The organism is Thermobifida alba, assembly GCF_023208015.1.
In the GTDB taxonomy this organism is placed as follows: Bacteria; Actinomycetota; Actinomycetes; order Streptosporangiales; family Streptosporangiaceae; genus Thermobifida; species Thermobifida alba.
In genome coordinates this window covers 1,864,217-1,881,852 of record NZ_CP051627.1, presented here as the reverse complement: position 1 = coordinate 1,881,852, position 17,636 = coordinate 1,864,217, and the positions used below count along the sequence as shown (strand labels likewise).

At 72.4% G+C, this 17,636-nt stretch carries 16 protein-coding genes; 11 read left to right on the top strand and 5 right to left on the bottom strand.

Translation table 11 applies throughout. The annotated features are described in order from the left end of the window. Positions 1-74 precede the first annotated feature (74 nt). Positions 75-1,328, top strand: a complete 1,254-nt coding sequence (locus FOF52_RS08290) for an MFS transporter (RefSeq protein WP_425265533.1) — start codon at positions 75-77, stop codon at positions 1,326-1,328. A gap of 232 nt (positions 1,329-1,560) precedes the next feature. Then, positions 1,561-1,884, top strand: coding sequence for a helix-turn-helix domain-containing protein (locus FOF52_RS08285; protein ID WP_248593247.1), 324 nt, complete (start codon positions 1,561-1,563; stop codon positions 1,882-1,884). A 103-nt stretch (positions 1,885-1,987) separates the two neighbouring features. Here the strand turns inward: FOF52_RS08285 and FOF52_RS08280 are convergent, their stop codons facing one another. Both FOF52_RS08280 and FOF52_RS08275 read right to left on the bottom strand, forming a co-directional pair. Further along, a complete protein-coding gene (locus tag FOF52_RS08280) occupies positions 1,988-3,109 on the bottom strand; it encodes a cytochrome P450 family protein (protein ID WP_341849786.1) in 1,122 nt (373 codons plus the stop codon). Beyond that, a complete protein-coding gene (locus FOF52_RS08275) occupies positions 3,076-4,518 on the bottom strand; it encodes a cytochrome P450 (protein WP_248593246.1) in 1,443 nt (480 codons plus the stop codon). The genes FOF52_RS08280 and FOF52_RS08275 overlap by 34 nt, the downstream gene beginning before the upstream one ends. A 243-nt stretch (positions 4,519-4,761) precedes the next feature. Between FOF52_RS08275 and FOF52_RS08270 the strand changes: the two genes are divergently transcribed. From FOF52_RS08270 to FOF52_RS08260, 3 genes are read left to right on the top strand one after another with little or no spacing between them, the layout of a single operon-like run. Next, positions 4,762-5,676, top strand: coding sequence for an oxygenase MpaB family protein (locus FOF52_RS08270; protein ID WP_248593787.1), 915 nt, complete (start codon positions 4,762-4,764; stop codon positions 5,674-5,676). Between the two features lie 38 nt (positions 5,677-5,714). Then, on the top strand, positions 5,715-7,040 hold the full coding sequence (locus tag FOF52_RS08265; RefSeq protein WP_248593245.1) for a phosphoribosyltransferase family protein: 1,326 nt from the start codon (positions 5,715-5,717) through the stop codon (positions 7,038-7,040). A 19-nt stretch (positions 7,041-7,059) separates the two neighbouring features. Continuing rightward, positions 7,060-7,338 carry a DUF3099 domain-containing protein gene (locus FOF52_RS08260; protein WP_341849785.1) on the top strand — a complete coding sequence of 93 codons (279 nt, stop codon included), beginning with the start codon at positions 7,060-7,062 and terminating at the stop codon, positions 7,336-7,338. A gap of 79 nt (positions 7,339-7,417) precedes the next feature. On the opposite strand, the gene FOF52_RS08255 is transcribed toward FOF52_RS08260, so the two are convergent. Next, the gene (locus FOF52_RS08255; protein ID WP_248593244.1) at positions 7,418-7,963 is read right to left on the bottom strand and encodes an ATP-binding protein; all 546 of its coding nucleotides are present in this window, start codon (positions 7,961-7,963) and stop codon (positions 7,418-7,420) included. A gap of 288 nt (positions 7,964-8,251) precedes the next feature. Between FOF52_RS08255 and FOF52_RS08250 the strand changes: the two genes are divergently transcribed. The 5 genes from FOF52_RS08250 (at position 8,252) to FOF52_RS08230 (ending at position 13,138) form a co-directional block, all read left to right on the top strand. Next, positions 8,252-9,109, top strand: coding sequence for a helix-turn-helix domain-containing protein (locus tag FOF52_RS08250; RefSeq protein ID WP_248593243.1), 858 nt, complete (start codon positions 8,252-8,254; stop codon positions 9,107-9,109). A gap of 3 nt (positions 9,110-9,112) precedes the next feature. Beyond that, on the top strand, positions 9,113-9,364 hold the full coding sequence (locus FOF52_RS08245) for a DUF397 domain-containing protein (RefSeq protein ID WP_248593242.1): 252 nt from the start codon (positions 9,113-9,115) through the stop codon (positions 9,362-9,364). A gap of 470 nt (positions 9,365-9,834) precedes the next feature. Further along, positions 9,835-11,361, top strand: coding sequence for an aminopeptidase P family protein (locus FOF52_RS08240; RefSeq protein ID WP_248593241.1), 1,527 nt, complete (start codon positions 9,835-9,837; stop codon positions 11,359-11,361). Positions 11,362-11,624: 263 nt separating this feature from the next. Beyond that, positions 11,625-11,990, top strand: a complete 366-nt coding sequence (locus FOF52_RS08235; protein ID WP_248593240.1) for a DUF952 domain-containing protein — start codon at positions 11,625-11,627, stop codon at positions 11,988-11,990. A gap of 305 nt (positions 11,991-12,295) precedes the next feature. After that, positions 12,296-13,138, top strand: coding sequence for a glycosyltransferase family 2 protein (locus FOF52_RS08230; RefSeq protein ID WP_248593239.1), 843 nt, complete (start codon positions 12,296-12,298; stop codon positions 13,136-13,138). Between the two features lie 62 nt (positions 13,139-13,200). Here the strand turns inward: FOF52_RS08230 and FOF52_RS08225 are convergent, their stop codons facing one another. Further along, positions 13,201-14,133: a threonine/serine dehydratase gene (locus FOF52_RS08225; protein ID WP_248593238.1), complete on the bottom strand. Its 933-nt coding sequence runs from the start codon at positions 14,131-14,133 to the stop codon at positions 13,201-13,203. 84 nt (positions 14,134-14,217) lie between these two features. Between FOF52_RS08225 and FOF52_RS08220 the strand changes: the two genes are divergently transcribed. Then, a complete protein-coding gene (locus FOF52_RS08220; protein ID WP_248593785.1) occupies positions 14,218-15,123 on the top strand; it encodes a LysR family transcriptional regulator in 906 nt (301 codons plus the stop codon). Positions 15,124-15,135: 12 nt separating this feature from the next. Here the strand turns inward: FOF52_RS08220 and FOF52_RS08215 are convergent, their stop codons facing one another. Further along, on the bottom strand, positions 15,136-17,610 hold the full coding sequence (locus tag FOF52_RS08215) for a SpoIIE family protein phosphatase (RefSeq protein WP_248593237.1): 2,475 nt from the start codon (positions 17,608-17,610) through the stop codon (positions 15,136-15,138). Positions 17,611-17,636 lie beyond the last annotated feature (26 nt).

The following is a 17,636-nucleotide window of genomic DNA, read 5'->3' as shown; positions in this document are numbered from 1 at the left end:
GGGGTGCGACTGATAATCGTTTTCATTACAGTGGGTGGCCGTTCCTCCCTCCGCGTTCAAGGAGATGATGATCCGTGTCCTCCCCGCCCTCGCCCCCGGCCGCGCCCGCCGCGGAACGGACCGGTCTGCTGCGCGACGCCGCCTTCCTGCGCCTGTGGGCGGGCACGGTCGCCTCGGGACTGGCCACCTGGGCGCTGCCGTTTGTCCTCGGCCTGGCCGTGCTCGAAGGCTCCCTCACCGCCGCGGGCCTCGGCCTGGTGCTCGCCGTCCGCACCGCCGGCTTCCTCGCCGCCGTCCCCGTCGCCGGGGTCCTGGCCGACCGCTACTCCCGCCGCGCGGTCGTGGCCTGGGCCGGGGGAGCGGCGGCGCTGGCCTCCCCGGTCCTCGCGCTCGGCCTGGGCGGCTCCGCCGCCGTCACGGCCGCCGCCGCGGCCGTGGTGGGGATGGGGCAGGGGGCCTGCCGCCCCGCCTTCCAGGCCCTCACCCGCGAGGTCGTCGACGAGCCGCGGCGCCAGCAGGCCAACGCCGCGATGACGCTGGCCGTGCGGGTCACCACACTGCTGGGCCCCGGAGTGGCCGCGCTGCTGGCCACCGTCGCCGGGACCGCGGTCCTGGTGGTCGGCACCGGTGCGCTCTGGCTGGCCGCGGCACTGCTGCCGCCGCGCGGGGCCGCCGCCCCGACGCCGCCGCACCGGCGGGACCCCTTTCACACCGAGTTCCTCGACGGGCTGCGCGAGGCCCGCCGCCACCCCTGGTTCCTCGCCGGACTGGGCGCGCTCGCCGCCGTCATCACCACCGGCTACTCGGCGACCGGGGTCCTGCTCCCCGAAGCCAGCGGACGGCACTACGGAACCGAGGCGGTGCTGGCCGCGGCGCTGACCGGCTACACCGCCGGAGCGCTCGCCGGGGCGCTGCTCATGGCGCGCTGGAGGCCCCGCGCCCAGGGGTGGACCGCGCTCGCCGGACTCGCCTGCTACGGCTTCGCCCCGCTGAGCCTGCTGGCCCCCGTGCACCCCGCGGCGGTGGTCGCCGCCTACGTCCTCGCGGGAGTGGGCGTCGAACTGTTCAACGTCCCCTGGTTCACCGCCGCGCAGCGCGAGATCGACCCGGGGCGGCTCGCCCGCGTCTCCTCACTGGACTTCCTGCTGTCCTACGGGCTCGCCCCGGTGGGCCTGGCCCTCATCGCCCCCGCGGCCGACCTGGTGGGGGCCCCGGCGGTCCTGGCGGCCTGCGCCGCCGTGTGCTTCCTGGCGCCCGCGGCCGCCGCCCTGGTCCCCGGCTCCCGGGACTTCTCCCGCACCCCGCCCGCCCCCCGTCCCCGGGAGTGACGGCGGGAACGGCGGGAGCGCTCCGCCGGTTCGCCGGGGACGCGGCGCGGGAGCGCGCCCCCGCGCGGATCGGGAGGGCCGAGCGGCGGAAGGGGGCCGAAGCTTTCCGGCACACGCTACTATCGTCGCAAAACGAAAGATCGGATCTTTCCTCCCCCGCTCCGTCCCCGTCGGGGGACCAACACGCGTCACAGCCCGTGCCGACGATCAGACAGTGCCTACGAGACAACCGATGAGCGACTACATCCCCCCTGCGGCTCTCCCGGAACACGTCCTGCAGCGCGCCGACGTCCAGGAGGCCCTGGCCCGCAGGGACTTCGGACGGCTCTTCCACCTCGCGCGGAAGTGGGCGGGCATCAGCTACAGCAAGATCGCCGCCTCCTGCGGCATCAAACCCGAACGGGTAGGGCGGCTGGCCCGCGGCACCGGCTCCATCACCACCTACGACAAGATCGTCCAGATCTGCGACGGCATGCGCATCCCCGGCCACTTCCTCGGCCTGCTGCCCCGCCCCTGGGAGAACCAGCAGGACCCCGCCGGCAGCACCCGCCCCTGAGACCGCCCGGACCCGCCGCCGACCGGCGGACGGACGGACCGGCCCCGGGGCACCGCCCCGCGCCGGACCCGCCCGCCGGTCGGCCGACCTCACACCCGCACCGTCACGCCGCGGCCCGCTGTGCGCTCAACCGCACCGGCAGCGACGCCGGGGAGTTGATGAACACCGACCCCAGCCGCGGCACGTCCCCCTCCACCAGGGAGACCTCCGGGAACCGGATGAACAGCGCCTTCAGGGCCACCTCCAGCTCCAGGCGGGCCAGCGCCGCCCCCAGGCAGGTGTGCGGGCCGTGCCCGAAGGCCAGGTGCCGGGGACGCGACCGGGTCAGGTCGAACTCCGCGGCATCCGCACCGTAGCGGTCGGTGTCGAGGTTGGCCGCCAGGTAGGCGAGCAGCACCGGCTCCCCGGCCCGCACCGTCCGCCCGCCGATCTCCACGTCCTCGGCGGCGAACAGGAACGGCAGCGTCGCCACGCTCCCCGCCTGCCGCAGCACCTCCTCCACCGCGTCCGTCCACGCCGCCGACCCCGACCGCAGCAGCGCCAACTGCTCCGGGTGCGACAGCAGCGCCTGCACACCGTTGACCAGCGCAGACGACGTCGTCTCGAACCCGGCGGTCACCAGCAGCCACAGCGTGTCACGCAGCTCGGCGTCGCTGAGCTGGTGCTCCTCGTCGGTCGCCGACACCAGCGCCGACGTCAGGTCCTCGCCCGGCTCGCTGCGCTTGTCCGAGATCAGCTCGGTGAGGAACGCGTCCAACTGCTCACGCATGGCGCGCACCTCCTCCGGCGTGGACGGCGAGAACGCCGTGGCCACCATCTGCCGCATCCGGTCGTGGTCGCGCTCGGGAATCCCGAACAGCTCGCTGAACACCCGCATCGACAGCGGATAGGCGAACTCGGCCTTGAGGTCGACCGGGCCGTCCCGCTCGGCCAGCTCCTCCAGCAGGGAGTCCACGACCGCGCCGACCGCCGGGCGCAGCGACTCCACCCGCCGCGGGGTGAACGCCCTGGCGACCGGGCCGCGCATCCGCCGGTGCGCCTCACCGTCCACGGTGAGCATGTTGTCCAGGTACACCATCGCCGCCACCGGGTGGTCGGTGGCGACCTCCCCCTCGGCCAGGGCACGCCAGGTACGCCAGTTGCGGCGGAACCGGGGATCGGTGAGCGCCTCACGCAACTCCCGGTCGCGGGTCAGCGCCCAAACCTCCAGACCTTCGACCACCACTCGGGCAAGGGGCCCCGCCGCACGGAGTCGGAGGGCCTGCTCTCGGGCGTCGGCGGGGGTGAGGACGACGGGTTCGGGGACTGCTGCCATGGCGACTCTCCGGGTGGGGTGATGTCGACGGGGGTGAAGGTGACGGGAAGGGACTTCAGGCCGTGCGCGAACAGCGAACGCCGCCGCTCCAGCGTCCCGGCGGGCACCGCCAGCCGCACGTCGGGCAGCAGGTCCAGCAGCGCACCCACGGCGTCCACCGCGATCTGGTGGGCGGTGCGCTGAGCCGGACACGCGTGCGGACCGGTGCCCCACGCCAGGTGGCCGCGCATCCCCGACGGGTTGAGCGGGTCGATACGCGGCGCCACCACCGGGTCGGCGTGCGCCGGACCGTAGCCGATGACCAGGCAGTCGCCTTCACGCAGCTGCGCCCCCTCCAGCACGGTGTCGCGCACCGGGTAGCGTCCGGGCAGCAGCGTGATCGGCGGGGACCGCCACAGCACCGTGTCGACGACCTCCTCCACCCGCAGGTGCGCCCCGGCCACGTCGTAGCGCACCGGATGGTCGGTCAGCAGGGTGTGCACGGTGTTGGCGATCAGGTTCATCAGCGGGTCGTGCGCCGCCGAGATGAGCAGGATGAGCTGGTGCGCGATCTCCTCGTCGTCCAGCGCGTTGGGATGGGCGACCATCCGGGAGACGACGTCGCCGCCCGGCTGCTGGCGTCTGCGGGCGGTCACGGACTGGGCGTAGGAGAACAGGCCCAGCCGCGCGGCCTCGGCCCGCTCACCGCCGTCCCACACCTGCCGCATCAGCTCCACCAGGTCGGCGCCCTCCTGCGCGGACAGGCCGAAGTAGCGGTTGAGGACCAGCAGGGGGATACGGAACGCGAAGTCGGCGACCAGGTCGGCCCGGCCGGTGAGGGCCACGGGAGCAAGCAGTTCGGTGGCGATCCGCCGGACCGCCAACCGGGTGCCGTCGGCGGTGATCGCCCCCAGCGCGTCCACGATCACCGCGCGGTAGCGGCTGTGGTCGGGCTCGTCGGAGGCCAGCGCGTTGCGGAAGTACCAGAACGGCCCCGGCACCTTCTCCGGGGTGGCACGCCCCTCACGGGCCTCCCGCCAGCGCCGCGGGTCGCGGGCGAACTCGGCGGGGTCCTGCAGCACGCGGCGGTTGGCGTCGTAGCCCAGCAGGATCCACACGGCCACCCCGGGCGCCACCTCCACGGGAGCCAGGGGACCGAACCGCTGCCGCAGCCGCTCCAACACGTCGGGCAGGTCGGCGTCCAACTCCCCGTGCACGGGGACGGCCAGCCGGTGCAGCGCCTCCGGGTGGGACAGTTCGGCCGGGCAGCCGCCGGGCGGGCCCGCGGCCCGGCGGTGGGAACCGTCGAGGTCGTCGTCCGGGAAGAGCGGCCGGGTCACGAACCACCGCCTCGGCAACGGAGAAGACACGGAAGGGAAGAAGAGGGGATCATGCTCATGCCAAGATCATGAACAGCTTCCCGTCCGGTTGTCTTGCCCATGACGGATATCCCCATGATGGGGAGGGTTTGCGGCGATACCATCGGATCCGTGAGGCTCCAGGACCAGTCGGGTGCCGCGCCGCCGAGACCGACCTTCGCCCTGCCCGAGGACGTCACCTGGCGGCTGCAACTCGACCGCGCCATGTGGGTGGCGGGCGTGCGCGCCCTCATGCTGCAGGCGCTGCACCCCCTCGCCCTGCAGGGAGTGTGGCAGCGTTCGGACTTCCGCGTCGACCCCACCGGCCGACTGCTGCGCACCGCCGACTACGTCGCCGTCACCACCTACGGCAGCCCCGAGGAAGTGGAACAGGCCGCCGCCCGGGTACGGCGGGTGCACGCCGCACTGTCCTTCACCGACCCGGCCACCGGCCGCCGCCACCGGGTCGACCAGGCCGACCTGCTGCTGTGGGTGCACTGCGCCGAAGTCGTCTCCTACCTGGAGGTGGTGACCCGCGCGGGACTGCGGCTCAGCCGCGCCGAAGCCGACCGCTACATCGCCGAACAGACCCGCACCGCCGCCCTCGTCGGCCTCGACCCCGCACAGGTGCCCGCCTCGGTCGAGCAGATGCGCCGCTACCTCACCGCGGTCCGCCCCCACCTGCACGCCGGCCCTGAAGCCCGCGCCGTGGTGCGCTACCTGCTGTGGCCCGCCCTGCCCGACCGGCTCGCCTGGCTGCGCCCGCTGCGGCCGCTGTGGCTGCCCGTGGGCGCACTCGCCTACTACACGCTGCCCGACTGGGCGCGCCGCGCCTACCGGCTGCTGCCCGAACCCCCCGGCACGCAGACGGCCGCCACCACCGCGCTGGGCCTGCTGCGCACCGCACTCAACGCCCTGCCCACCACCGTGTACAACCTCGTCTTCGACGAGGCCACCGTCGCACGCGCCGAAGCCGCCAACCGCCGCCTCGCCGACGCCGGATACGACGTCAGCCGCGGCCTGCCCGGACTGCGCGACCCCGCGTCCTGGCCGCCCGCGAAGGTCCGCGCCGCCTGGACGCCCCCGACCGGCTCCCGACCCGTCGCCGCCGACCCGAGTCAGGACGGGACGCGCGGGTAGTGCCCACAACACGGGGAGTCTCGCCGGGGAGGACCGAGATGTCGTACATCAACCGGACGGACGCGGGACGGCGGCTCGCCGCGGCGGTGGCGCGGCGGCTGGGCGGCCAGGACACCGTCGTGCTCGGCCTGCCGCGCGGCGGCGTCCCCGTCGCCTTCGAGATCGCCACCGCGCTCGCCGCACCCCTGGACGTGATCGTGGTCCGCAAGATCGGCGTGCCGTTCCAACCCGAACTGGCGATGGGCGCGATCGGCGAGGACGGGGCCCGCGTCGTCGACACGCGCGTCATGTCCATGTCCGGCGCCGACGAACAGGACTTCGCCGCCGTGGAGGAACGCGAACGGGAGGAACTGCGCCGCCGGGTGCACCGGTTCCGGGGGGAGCGGCCGCGGATCCCGCTGCACGGCCGCATCGCCGTGGTCGTCGACGACGGCATCGCCACCGGCTCCACGGCGCTCGCCGCCTGCCGGGTCGCCCGCCGCCTGGGGGCGGGCCGCGTGGTGGTGGCCGCCCCGGTGGGCGCCTCCGACGCGGTCGCCCGCCTGGAAGAGGAAGCCGACGAGGTGATCTGCCCCCTGGTCCCCGAGGACTTCTCCGCGATCGGCCAGTGGTACACCGACTTCACCCAGACCGCCGACGAGGAGGTCACCGCGCTGCTGGCACGCGCCGCCGCCCGGCCCCGTACCGAACAGGCGCCGACGGGCGGCCGGGTGGACGAGGAGGTGGAGATCCAGGCCGGCCCGATCCGGCTGCCCGGCCACCTGACCGTGCCGGAGCGCGCCGTGGGCGTCGTGGTGTTCGCGCACGGCAGCGGCAGCGGACGGCACTCGCCGCGCAACCGCGAGGTCGCCGCGGAACTGCACCGGGGCGGACTGGCCACCCTGCTGTTCGACCTGCTCAGCGAAGCCGAGGCGGAGCACCGGGACAACGTGTTCGACATCGGCCTGCTGGCCGGGCGGCTCGCTGTGGCCGCCGAGTGGGTACGCGAACGCCCCGAGACCGCGGACCTGCCGATGGGCTACTTCGGCGCGAGCACCGGGGCCGCGGCCGCACTGGTCGCGGCCGCCGCACCGCACAGCGACGCCCGGGCCGTGGTGTCCCGGGGCGGCCGCCCCGACCTGGCCGGACAGGCCCTGGAGTCGGTGCGCGCCGCCACCCTGCTCATCGTCGGCGGCGACGACGCGCACGTACTGGACCTGAACCGGCAGGCCCGGGCGCGGCTGCGCTGCGAGCACCGGCTCACCGTCATCCCCGGCGCCACCCACCTGTTCGAGGAACCGGGTGCGCTGACCACCGTGGCGGAGCTGGCCCGCGACTGGTTCACCACCCACCTGGCGTCGGCCCCGCGACCCGTGCGGGGCTGAGCCGCCCGAAGGCAAGGAGATGAGAACCGTGGTCGTGCACCGCTGGGGCGGCACCGCGCTGCGGCGCTGGCGCAACCAGCCGCGCCGCATGCGGCGCTACGAGGAGCTGATGTCGGTCTGCCTGGTCCTGTTCGTGCTCTCGGCGCCGGTGGGGATGCTGTTCGGCGCGGACTGGGGCGTCGCGATGTGCGTGGTGGCGGCGATCATCCCGCCGGTGGCGGTGATCATCGCCAACTCCGCCGACCCCGACGACCCGAAGGACCACGACGCGAGGTTCGGCCCGAACGCGCCGCGCTGACCGGCCCCCGCCCGCGATCATGCCCCCAGTGCCACAACCGCGGTCGACCGTGGCACCGGGGGCATGGTCGCGGCGGGGGTCAGAGGGTGGGCCAGGCGCTTGCGGTCAGGTCGTAGTCGAGGGTGAACCAGACGCGGCGGAAGGCTTGGCGGCCGTCGTCGCCCCAGGTGGTGGCCAGGGCGTCGAGGAGGGCCAGGCCGCGGCCACCCTCGCGCTCGGGGTCGAGGGGGAGCGGGGCCAGGTGTTCGGGGTCGCGTATGGGGGTGATGCGGCCGTCGCCGGAGTCGAAGCAGGTGAGTTTCATGTGGGTGGGGGTGCGTACCACGTGCAGGGTGAAGGTGCCGCCCGCACGGCCGGAGTTGGTGTGGCGGATGGCGTTGGTGGCCAGCTCCACGCCGAGTAGGCGGAACAGGTAGGCGTAGTCGGGGTCGCGTCCGGCCGTACACGTGGCCAGGAAGGCGTGGACGAGGGGGAGGAAGGCGCGTTCGCCGCGGAACTCGAAGGAGCGGCGGGTGTAGGGGACGGGTTTGGCGGTGGGGTCGAAGTAGTGCTCTTTGCCGGGCGGGATGACCAGTCCCAACGGGACGGTGACGGAGGGTAGCGGGGGAGGGGCGAGCAGCGGCATGCGAACTCCTCGGGATGGACGTGGCTGGACAAGAGGGCGCAGGGACGGAGCCGGCGGGCAGGCCGGTACCCGTCCGCCGCCCCGGCCGGTGTGCGGCGGACGGGGCACGAGGGGCAGCCCGCGGGTTTCTCCGTTGTGCGGACGCAGGCGGCGGGCGGTCGATAGCGTTGACGGTCAGAGAGGGCGGCCTTGGAGGGGGCGCCCTTCTTGATGCCCACACTAACTCGAAATATTCGAGTTATCAATCGACTCCTCGAACATTAATCGAAGATTGGTTACGCTACTGCCATGAGAGAGCCCCGCAGTCCATCCCTCCGCCTCCGCCGTCTCGCCACCGAACTCCGCCGAGCCCGCGAAAGGGCGGGCTACAAGGTCACCCAGGTCGCGAAGGAACTCGGCTGGAGTGCCCCCAAGGTCTCCAAGATGGAAACCACCGAGACCAAACGCATCAGTGCTGCTGACCTCGACAAACTCATGAAGCTCTACAAGATAGAGGACGCCGAGACCCGGGAGGCCATGCACGCACTGGCTCGCGATGCACGCGAGCGAGGTTGGTGGGCCAAGTACAAAGGGCTGTTCGGTGACCGAGCGCTGGCAGACTTCGAGGCGGAGGCGTCAACCATCCGGACCTTTGAAGCGCTCTGCATCCCCGGCCTGCTGCAGACACCCGAGTACGCCAGGGCTCTCTTCGAAGGTGGGCGCTACACCTCAGAAGAGGAGATCGAACGCCGTGTCGAGTACCGGATGGCTCGACGCGAGATCCTCACCAGGTTTTCTCCCGCTCGGCTGCGCGCGGTGCTCGACGAGGCCGCTCTACGACGCACCATCGGCGGACCGCGCATCATGCGGGAGCAGCTTGAACACCTGCTGTACATGGCTCAGATGCCGAACATCGACGTCCAGGTTGTGCCGTTCACCGCTGGCTCACACGCAGGCCTTACGGCACCCTTCATGATTCTGGAATTCCCGGAGCCACTGGACACCCCCATCGTGTGGGTGGGCACGATGGCAGGGTCGGTCTTCTTCGAACAGCCGGAAGAGATCGAACGGTATAACGTGACATTTGGAGACCTACAGGGGTCCGCACTCAGCACGAAGCAGTCCGCCGAGTTCATCAAGGATGTAGCTGCATCCCTTAGAGAGTGACCAGTGAACGAACTCCAGTTCCGCAAGAGCAGTTACAGCGGCCACGACGAGAACTGCGTCGAGGTGGCCCCCATCCCCTCCAACTTCCGCAAGAGCAGCTACAGCGGCGCAGGGCAGGACTGCGTCGAAGTCGCCCCCCTACCTTCCACCGGCGCAGCGGTCCGGGATTCCAAGCATCCTGATGTCGGGTACCTCGCGTTTCCGGCTGCTGAGTGGGAGGCGTTCCTCGCCGCCGCGCGCCGCGGCGTCCTCTGATCCGCAGGGGAGCTGCCTGCGGGGCGGGCTACAGAAGAAGGCCGTGGTGCTGTCGGCCTTCATCGGAAAGGGGGTGTTTCGGCCGCGAGGCCCGGCAGCCTCGGCCTTTTCAGGGCTGGGGGAGGGATTTTCTCCTTTCCACCAGAGGCGGCTTGCCGGATGCGTGGGGGAGGGGCTTCCCCTGCTGGCCAGGGACGGCACCCCGAGCGCGCAGGGCCTTTGACGTCCCTCCGGGACCTGCGCTCCCTCAAGGCTGCCGCGCCTCGCGGCCGAAACACACCCCGCCGGGCGGTCGCAGACCCGCGACCCGCGACGATCTTGACGCTGTGGGGGCGCGGGGCGCGGAACACCGCCCTCCGGTGTCAAGATCATCGGAAAGTCCCCCGGCCCCGCCCTGCTCCTAGCATGGGAAGCAGAACCACCCCCGCCGGGGTTGACACCGGGTGGGACATGTGACGAGGAGGGCAGCCGTGACCGAGCAGCAGTACTCCGAGGGACAGCGGGTCCGCGACGGACAGGAGCGGGACAGGACCGCGGAACCGCAGTTCAAGGGACGCAAGAACGGCCCCTACAAGGACGTCTCCCCGGAACTCGCCGAGTGGATGCGCACCGGGTGGGCCGACACCGAGCGGCGCGACCTGGAGCCGATCGAGCAGGCCGCCTACACCGCCAAGCGGCGCGCCGCGCTCAGCGCCCGCTTCCCCGGGGAGCGGCTGGTGATCCCCGCGGGCAACCTGAAGACCCGCTCCAACGACACCGACTACCCGTTCCGCGCGGCCAGCGACTACGTGTACCTGACCGGCGACCAGTCCGAGGACGGCTGCCTGGTGCTGGAGCCGCGCGCCGGCGGCGGCCACGACGCCGCGCTGTACCTGCGGCCCCGCTCCAGCCGGGAGAACGGCGAGTTCTGGCTCGACGGGTACGGCGAACTGTGGGTGGGCCGCCGCAACAGCCTCGCCGAGGCCGCCGCGCTGTACGGGCTGCCCACCCGGGACGTGCGCACCCTGCCCGACGTGCTGCGCCAAGCCCCCGAGGCGCCCACCCGGATCGTGCGCGGCCACGACGCCACCCTGGAGGCCGTGCTCACCCTGCGCCGCTCCGCCGAGGACGCCGGGACCGCCGAGGAGGCCGCGCGGCGCGACGCCGAGCTCGCGGTGTTCCTGCACGATGCGCGCCTGGTCAAGGACGAGTGGGAGATCGGCCAGCTGCAGCGGGCCGTGGACTCCACCGTGCGCGGCTTCGAGGACGTGGTCCGCGTGCTGCCGCAGGCCCAGGCCACCTCGGAGCGCTACATCGAGGGCACGTTCTTCCTGCGCGCCCGCGTGGAGGGCAACGACGTCGGCTACGGCACCATCGCCGCGTCCGGCCCCAACGCCACCACCCTGCACTGGGTCCGCAACGACGGCCCGGTGCGCCCCGGCGACCTGCTGCTGCTGGACGCGGGCGTGGAGACCACCACCCTCTACACCGCCGACGTCACCCGCACCATCCCAGTCAGCGGCCGCTTCAGCGACGTGCAGCGGCGCGTCTACGACCTGGTGTACGCCGCCCAGGAGGCGGGCATCGCCGAGGTGCGGCCCGGGCGCCCGTTCCGCGCCTACCACGACGCCGCCCAGCGGGTGCTCGCCGAGGGCCTGGTCGAGTGGGGGCTGCTGGAGGGGTCGGTCGACCGCGTCCTGGAACTGGGCCTGCAGCGCCGCTACAGCCTGCACGGCACCGGGCACATGCTCGGCCTGGACGTGCACGACTGCGCGGTGGCGCGCACCGAGGCCTACGTGGACGGCACCCTGGAGCCCGGCATGGTGCTCACCGTGGAGCCGGGCCTGTACTTCCAGCCCGACGACCTGACCGTGCCCGAGGAGCTGCGCGGCATCGGGGTGCGCATCGAGGACGACATCCTCGTCACCCCCGAGGGCAACCGGAACCTGTCGGCGGCGCTGCCGCGCACCTCCGCCGACGTCGAGGCGTGGCTGGCCGAACTGCTGCCCCGCTCCTGACCCCGCCTCCGCTCCGTTTCCGTATGCGCCCCGGCGTCCGCGCCGGGGCGCATACGTGTGTTCCAGCGGATTTCACGGGACAACCGGGAAAAGATTATGTAATGCGGACAAGTCCGAAATCACAGAATGAGCACGCCGGAAGTCGACACCACCCACCGAGAGACAAACCTCTCAACCGGTCTGCCCTGTGCTTTCTTGGTGACGAGCCGCCGACTCGCGGCAAAATGTGCCGAAGAAGGTTCAAACCGCGATAGAAATATCCGGTGATCTATCACGTGGCACCGATCGAGAGATGGCGGTCCGAGCCTGACCGCCCGTATGCGCCCGCCTCGCTGCAGCGAGACGGATTCGTACACGGCGTGGCCGACGAGGAGATGACCCTGCGGGTGGCCAACGCCTTCTTCCGCGACCCGCCCAGTCCGGTGATCGCCCTGGTGATCGACGAGGCGGGACTCGGAGAGGAGGTGGAGGTCCGCGACGAGAAGGCCGTCCCCACCCCGCCGGGGTTCGACGACGGAGTGGTGTTCCGGCACGTCTACGGGCCGATCGACCGCTCCGCCGTGGTCGCGCTGCTCGACCTGGAGCGTGACGAGCGCGGACACTACACCGCGCTCGTGCCCCGCCGCTGACCACCGCATCCGTCGCCGGCGCGCCCGCGATCACACCCCGGACCCCGCGCCGGGGCCTCGTGAACCGGGCGCGTCCGGGATACTTTTGCGTCGGCGGGCGAAGACTTCACCTGCGGTCCAAACAGTGTTCGGGTTCGTCCGATAGGTATCTCCTGCTCCGGACGGGAACCGGAGCCGATCACGGCGGATCCCGACCCGAACGGGCGCGGTGCGAGGGCCCGTAGGGTGTCGGTCCGGGCGGAGCGTCGTGGACGCCACCGCCGACCGGCCCTCGGTATCCGAACGACCTGGACGATGGGGAGAAGATGAAAATCTCGGTGGTGGTGCCCGCCTACAACGAGGAAGCGGTGATCGGGCGCTGCCTGGACGCGCTGGTCAACCAGATCGTGCCGGTCGACGAGATCCTGGTCGTCGACAACAACTCCACCGACCGTACCGTCGAGATCGCCGAGAAGTACCGCGACCACGGGGTCCGGGTGATCCACGAGACGGTCCAGGGGCTCATCCCGGCGCGCAACCGCGGCTTCGACGAGGCCACCGGCGACATCCTGGGACGCATCGACGCCGACACCCTGGTCGAACCGGACTGGTCGCAGCGGCTCGCCGAAGCGTTCGCCGACCCGGCCGTCTCGGCCGCCACCGGCCCCTCCTGGTTCTACGACGCGCCGCTGCACCGCACCGGCCTGGCCGCGCAGCGCCTGTTCTGCCACCGGGTCAACCGGATGCTGTCGGGCCACCCGATGCTGTGGGGCTCCAACATGGCGCTGACCAAGGAGTGCTGGCGGGAACTGCGCGGCCACGCCTGCCCCGGCCCCGACATCTTCGAGGACCTGGACCTGGCCATCCACCTGCACCGGCTGGGCCGCAGGGTGCGCTACTGCGACCGGCTGCGCGCCCCGGTCTCGGCCCGCCGCATCGGCGGATCGCTGCGCGACCTCCACCGCTACCTGCGGACCTGGCACCGCACCTACGCCCTGCACGGCCAGCGCAGGGCCGCGGTGGGCGCGCGGGCGTTCAAGCTCGCCGGACTGGTCTTCCTGTTCCCGTCGGTCTCGCTGATGCTGCGCGCCTACACCCCCGACGAGGGCAGGCTGTCGCTGCGCAGACTGCTGTCCCGCACCCCGGAGGAGGCGCGGCCCATCCCCTGACCCGTGTCCGGTGGACGGCCGCGCCGCGCACCCCGGCGGCCCGCTGCCCTTGGGGCGCGCGGTCAGTCCAGGGGACGCCAGTCGGCGTTGGCGCCGCAGACCACCACGCACGGCAACTCCCCGGGAACCCGCCCGGCCAGCCAGGCGGCCAACGGCACGGCGGCGGCGGGTTCGGCCGCGATACGGAACTCCTCCCACAGCAGGTCGCGGGCGGCCAGGATCTCGGCGTCCGACACCAGCGCGCAGACCACGCGGCGGTCGCGCAGCACCCGGAACGGGACGTCGCCGACACGGGACGCGCCCAACGCGGAGGACGCCACCGAATCCACGGGGACGTCCACCGGCCCGCCCGCGGCGAACGCGGCGTGCAGGCTCGCGCAGCCGTGCGGCTCCACCGCCACCGCGACGCGCTCCTCCCCGATCCCCAGACTCACCCCGGCGACCAGGCCGCCGCCGCCCACGGCCACCGCCACCGCGTCGCAGTCGGGCGCATCAGCGGCGATCTCGTAGCCGAGGGTGCCCTGGCCCGCCACCACGTCCGGGTCGTCGTAGGCGTGCACGTAGCGCACACCGTCGGCCTCGGCGCGCGCCCGGGCCGCGGCCGCCGCCGCGGCGTACTCCGCGCCCGCACGCACCACCTCGGCCCCCGCCTCCCGCAGCCGCCGCTCCTTGACCTCCGGAACGGTCTCGGGCACGTACACGGTGGCCGACACGCCCAGCATCCGGGCCGCGGTGGCCACCCCCAGGCCGTGGTTGCCGCCCGAGGCGGTCACCACCCGCCCGCCCACGTCGCCCGCCAGCAGCGCGTTGAGCGCGCCCCGCAGCTTGAACGCGCCGGTGATCTGCAGGTGCTCCAGCTTCAGCAGCAGCGGCCGCCCCCGCAGGCGCGCCCGCAGCAGCGGGGTGCGGCGCAGGTGCGGCGCGATGCGTTCGGCGGCCAGCCGCACGTCCAGGGCGGTGGGTGTCGGACGGGGAACGGTGATGCTTGAGGTCATGGTTCCACTCTGCCCACGAGGGAAGTTAAGTTAAAGTTGGTTCTTCTAAAGATGTTTAAGCATTACTTACATCCTGGGGGTGTGGTGCTCGACGCCAACCGGCTGCGGGTCCTGGTGGAAGTGGCACGCGCGGGATCCATCACAGCAGCCGCCGAACGACTGTCCTTCACCCCGCCGGCCCTCTCCCAACAACTCGCCAAACTCGAACGGGAACTCGGCTGCGTCCTGCTGGAACGCGGCCGCACCGGGGTACGCCTCACCGAAGCCGGACGAGTACTGGTGGACCACGGCGAACGCGTCCTGGGAGAACTCCGCGACGCCGAACGGGCGGTCCGCGCCACCCTCGGCCAACACCCGCCGACCCTGGCCCTGGGCGCGTTCGCCAGCGCGGGCAAGACCCTGCTGCCCGGCGCCCTCGCCGACTTCCGCCGCGCCCACCCGCACGTGCGGCTGGCCCTCAGCGACGTGGAACCCCCCGACGGCTACGGCCTGGTCACCTCCGGAGACCTCGACCTGCTCATCACCCACCGCTACCCCGGAACCGAACTGCCGCCCGCCCCCGGACTGCACCGCGAACCGCTGCTCACCGACCCGCTGCTGCTGGTCCTGCCCGACGGCCACCCCGCCACCGAACGCTCCCGCATCACCCTGGCCGACCTCGCCGAAGAAGAGTGGATCTGCGGGGCGCCCGGCATCCACAACCGCATCGCGCTGGAAACCGCCGCCGCCGCGGCCGGAGTGGACGTGACCGTCACCTACGAGACCCGCGACTACGAGGTGACCCTCGCCCTGATCCGCGCAGGCGTGGGCGTGGGACTGGTCCCCGCCACCATCCTCCGCTCCCACGTCGAAAAAGACTGGAACGCCCACCGGCTGCACGGCACCGACCTGGCCCGGCAGATCTTCCTGGTGCACCGGCCGCGCCTGCACAGCCCGGTGTCCGCGATGGTCGCCACCCTGCGGGAGGCGGCCCGCACCGCCCTGGACTGAACCGCCCCGGCCTCACACCGCGACGGGCTGCCGGTCGGGCAGCACCTGCTCCGCCCAGATGGTCTTGCCGTTGCTGCGGTGCCTCGTCCCCCAGCGGTGGCTGAGCTGGGCGACCAGGAACAGGCCGCGCCCCCCCTCGTCGAAGGTGCGCGCCCGGCGCAGGTGCGGCGCGGTGTTGCTGGCGTCGGACACCTCGCAGATCAGCGTCCCGTTCTGGATCAACCGCAGCTGGATCGGAGCGCTGGCGTAGCGGATGGCGTTGGTGACCAGCTCACTGACGACCAGTTCGGTGGTGAACGCCATCTCCTCCAACCCCCAGTCGGCGAGCCGCTGCGTGGCCCAGGAACGGACCTCGCCGACCACCGCGGGATCGGCGGGCAGATCCCGGGTGGCCACCTTGTGGGAGTCCAGGCCGCGGGTGCGGGCCACCAGCAGCGCCGCGTCGTCGGTGGCGCCCGCCGGAAGCAGGGCGCGCACCACCGAGTCGCACACGGCCTCCAACAACCGCTCAGGCTCCGCCAACACCTCCCGCAACAGGTCGAGCCCCTGCTCCAGGCTCCGGTTGCGCGACTCCACCAGGCCGTCGGTGTAGAGCACCAGCAGGCTGTCCGGGGGCACCTCGAACTCCACCGACTCGAACGGCACCCTGCCCACCCCCAGAGGCGGACCCGCAGGCACCTCCGCGAACTCCACCGACCCGTCCGGGCCGACCACGGCGGGCGGCGGATGCCCGGCCCGCGACACCACACAGCGGCGCGACACCGGGTCGTAGATCGCGTACAGGCAGGTGGCGCCGATCTCGGACATCAGGTCGAGGCCCGCCTCCTCCACGGAGTCGGGAACGGGTTGGGCCTCCTCCTCGGCATTGAGGTGCACCACCAGGTCGTCCAGGTAGGTGAGCAGTTCATCCGGGGCCAGATCCACGTCCGACAGGGCACGCACGGCCGTGCGCAGCCGCCCCATCGTGGCCGAGGCGTGCAGACCGTGCCCGGTGACGTCCCCCACCACCAGGGCGACACGCGCCCCCGACAACTGGATCACGTCGTACCAGTCGCCGCCCACACCGAACCGGAAACCCGCGGGCAGGTAGCGGGTGGCGACCTCCACCGCGGAGTTGTGCGGCAGCCGCTGCGGCAGCAGGCTGCGCTGCAACGTCAACGCGGTGTCGCGCTCCCGCGCGTAGCGGCGCGCGTTGTCGATACGCATCGCGGCCTTGGTGGAGACGTCCTGGGCCAGCAACAGGTCGTCCTCGGTGAACGGCGCGGTGCGCCGGTGCCGCAGCAGCAGCACCAGCCCGAAGGGGCGGCCGCCCACCAGCAGCGGAATCAGCATCAGCGAACGCACCCCGTAGGCGTGCAGGGCCTCCGCGAAGACGGGCGACTGCTCCAACCACTCGACGAGGGAGGAGTCGTCGATCCGGTACCGCAGGGGACGCCGCTCGGACAGGCAGACACCCGCCGGAGAGTCCAACGGGTAGTGCAGCAGCGCACCCGGTTCGGGAACCCCCTCGCCCCACCCGCCCAGGGCCGAGTGGCGGGCCAGACAACGCAACGGGACCGGATCGGGCAGCGGCGCGAACGTCGGCTCCGCGCCCCGGTAGACCGGCTCCAAAAGTGTCACGATGACCGAATCGGCGAACAGGGGGACCAGCACCTCCGCCGCCTCCTCGGCGGTGCGGTTCACCCCCAGGGTGGTGCCGATACGGGTGCTGGCGTCGTCGAGCACGGCCAGACGGCGGCGCGCCCAGTGCTGCTCGGAGTTGTCGAACACCGTGCAGGACGCACCGTGCACCTGCCCGTCGTCATCCCTGAGCGGGGAGAAGAACACCGTCCAGACGCGTTCCTGGGTCTCCTCGCCCACCCGGCCGTGGAGGTCGTGACGCACCAGCCTCCCGGTGTTCAGCGCCTGGTCCAACAGCCGGTCGAGTTCGGCGAAGACGGGCAGCGGGGCGAGCTCCCGCGGCCGCAGCCCGACCGCGTGCTTGGTGGTGATGCCCGAGAGCCGGGCCATGGCCTGGTTGATCTCCACGACCCTCCCCTTGTGGTCGAAGATCGTCACCGGCAGCGCCGACTGGGCCAGGGTCCACTCCCGCAGCAGCGCGAGTTCGACCTCCCCCACGGGAGGGCCCGGCTTGCGGGGACCGACCCGGCCGAGGACGACCAGATGCCACTGGGTGAGCCCCCGCGCGTCGTGGAGCGGCTGGGCGTACAACTGCAGCGGCAGCGGCGCACCGTTGTGGTCGCGGGCCGACACCTCACCGACCCACGCCGCCGGATAGGAGGCGAAGTCGATCGGCGCGGACTCCTCCAGACCGAACACCTCGGCCATCGGACGGCCCACGGCCTCGGCAGGGGAGTAACCGAACAGCCACTGGGCCCCCCAGCTCCACGCCAGCACGGTGCCGCGCACGTCGACCGTGGCCGAGGCCATGCTCCCGCCGGGGACCGGACCGTAGGAGGTCCCCTCGAAGGTGCTGTCGCTGTCCATGCCTCACCTCGCTGACGTCGATCGCC